Below are 2,865 nucleotides of genomic sequence, written 5' to 3'. Positions count from 1 at the left end.
TGTCTTTGAACAAATCCTGCTGGATGGTCATGTTGTTTGTGAGCATAAGGACTTAAACAGCGAAGATCAAACGGTAAAGGTTGCTGGAAAGCCTGCTGAACCACAAGTATGCCCACCATGTCCGAAACCTTGCGAGCCTAGCTGCCCTGCTCCGTGTCCGCAGCAGCCGTGGATGCCGTGTTTGCCATGGTGTGCACCACAAGTGCCACAAACACCACAGACACCGCAAACACCACAAACGCCACAAGTACCGCAAGTTCCTAATTTGCAGCAACAACCATCACCTGTACCACAGCCACATTTAGATCTGCCAGCACCTGCGCCTGCGCCTGATCCTGCACCTGTACCTAAAGTACAGCCATTAGCAGATCAAAACATTCCGCAGCCCCACTTGAAAAACAAATTCCCTCAAACAGGTGAAGTGCTTGGTGGTATTGCTGTTATCGCTACAGGTTTAATTGCTGGTGCTGTAGCACTTGTTATTGCAAAGCGTAAGCGCTCAAGGCGCTAATCGAACTTTTAAGCCTAGTGGGAAGAATGTTTTTCCCACTAGGTGTTTCAATTCAAAAAATTTAAGGAGTGAATTATGGATACAAAAACTATTACCGCACAAACGAAGAAAGCTGTTGCTATAGGCTTGTGTGCGAGCCTTATTGGTGGTGTTGCAGCACCTGTATTGAACACATCAAATGTTGCGTATGCTGCTGTTGCATCAAAACCTCAAGTAAATACTGCACATTCTTCTATTATTCAGTTCAAAGACCAGGTACTTAAAGAACGCATTCTTTCTAAAATGAAAAAACAAAACCTTATTGACCAGTCAGCTCAGGATATTACTGAAGCTGATGCATTAAAGGTTACAGAAGTATGGTTTCCTGGTAATCGTATCAAATCAATAAAAGGACTTGAATTTTTTAAGAACCTTACAACGCTGCATCTTAGCGATAATCAAATCTCCGACATCAGTGCGCTTGCAGACTTACCTAATCTTACATCGCTCGATCTTAGCAATAATAAAATCTCTGACATGACATTTCTCAGAGAACTTGGAAATCCTTTTGAAGATAAAACAACACTCAATGCTAAAGACCAAACCATTACATTACGTCCAGGAACAAGTAAGGTTAATTTGGCAAAAGAGATTAAGGGGTTTGGTCATGTAGCATTCAAATCAGATGAAAATATTGTTGATGATGTTTTAACCTATAAAGACGGAATGCAAAATCCGTATACTGTGAATGCAACAGACGGATTCAAGTATTCAGCTACTATAAATATTGATTTTTCTCAAGCTAAAAAAGAATTAGGAGAAAGACCTTCTTCTGAAACTCAAGCAGAGGATATTTCATTGTCATTAGAGCGATATTTAGGTGCATACAATCAAGTTATAGTAACTGATAATTACACACACGCAGATGATAATCTGAAACAAGCATATGATACAGCTATTACAGACGGAAAAAAGGTTTATGACAAACTTTCTTCTACTCCTGAACAGGTAAAACAAGCTACTGAACAGATTAAGACTACTCTTGGAGCATTGAATGGAGATAAGAAAGCTCAAGCGATTAAAGAGCAACTAAGCACTGCAACACAACAGATTTCTTCCTTACAATCAGAATTAGAGAAAGCAAAACAGCAAGGTACAACAGACAAATCAAAGATTGAAGAATTAAACGGGCAAATCTCTACACTGAATGGTCAGCTTGAAAAGCTTAAGAGTAACAAAACCCTAAGTGAACAGCAAAAACAAACTGAAATTGATAAGCTCAATGGTCAGATTACTAACCTTGGTAAACAGATTGAACAACTCACACAAGAGAACACAACACTCAAAGGTCAAGTTGCAAGCCTACAAGAACAGCTAGGAAAGCTGCAAGGGCAGCTACAAACAGCCACCGAGCAAGGTGTTGCAGACAAGGCAACCATCGAGCGCTTAACAGGACAAGTTGCAAGCTTATCTTCGCAGCTTGATGCCTTGAAAGCTGACAAGACGAGAAGTGACCAGGAAAAGCAACGAGAAATTGAACAGCTAACAGCGCAGCTTGCTACTTTTACGCAAGAAAAACAAGGCTTGCAAGGAAAGCTTGATGCTGCCAATGAGAAAATAAGTACTTTTACACAACAGTTGCAGCAAGCACAGATCAAGGCGGATGCAGACAAAAAACAGCTCCAGGAACTTACGAATGCGCTGCAACAGGCAAAACAGCAACTAGAGCAACTAAAATCTGATAAAACTAAATCAGATGAACAGAAACAGCAAGAGATAGATATGCTCAACGCTAAGATTGCTGAACTAGAGAAAAAAGTGCAGACGTGTAGTGCGCAGGTTGTAGGCGGTTCAATTGTTGCGCCTCTGATAAACGAAAAGCCTACCTTTGATATTGAGAAATACAAACGGGAACATAACTATATGCTTCCTGGTATAGCAACGCACACCTATCAAACAAAACAAGATACCTTTACAAGTGATGTACATGCTGCTTTGCAACAACTTGTGCCTATGGCTGCAAGCACTAATGCAGCAGCGCAAGCTACAGCACAGCGCACCGATGAAAGCGAACGTGCGCAAGCTGAGCAAAAAGCCGATACGTCAAGTAAACAAGAAGCTGATAAAACAAAGCTTGATCAAAACAAATTCCCTCAAACAGGTGATAATTCCTTGCTTACTCTTTTAAGCACTTTTGCAGGTGCACTTGTACTTGTCCTTGGGTGCTTTGCGCGCAAAAAATCAAGTAAGGCAAATAAAAGGTAACAAGCAATAATGAAGTATGCCCCCTGTGTAATCGCAGGGGGCAGTGTTAAGACATGTATGCAAAAAGGTATTAATTATGCTAAAAGTTTTTGAAGCATTTTCTGGGTATG

General features: G+C 40.9%; 2 protein-coding genes. Both read left to right on the top strand.

The annotated features are described in order from the left end of the window. Positions 1–511, top strand: a 511-nt coding sequence (locus tag HMPREF3190_RS05930) for an LPXTG cell wall anchor domain-containing protein (RefSeq protein WP_156425743.1), incomplete at its 5' end; no start/stop codon positions are given. 75 nt (positions 512–586) lie between these two features. Further along, positions 587–2,755 carry a leucine-rich repeat domain-containing protein gene (locus HMPREF3190_RS05925; RefSeq protein ID WP_066781349.1) on the top strand — a complete coding sequence of 723 codons (2,169 nt, stop codon included), beginning with the start codon at positions 587–589 and terminating at the stop codon, positions 2,753–2,755. Positions 2,756–2,865: the final 110 nt, after the last annotated feature.

It is taken from the genome of Umbribacter vaginalis (genome assembly GCA_001552935.1).
GTDB classification, from domain to species: domain Bacteria; phylum Actinomycetota; class Coriobacteriia; order Coriobacteriales; family Eggerthellaceae; genus Berryella; species Berryella vaginalis.
Note: the sequence above shows the minus strand (reverse complement) of the source record. Positions and strands in the feature narration are given on the sequence as shown.

Excerpts from the sequence above, each read along its gene's own strand:
- HMPREF3190_RS05925 (WP_066781349.1), top strand. The coding sequence starts at position 587 with ATGGATACAAAAACTATTACCGCACAAACGAAGAAAGCTGTTGCTATA.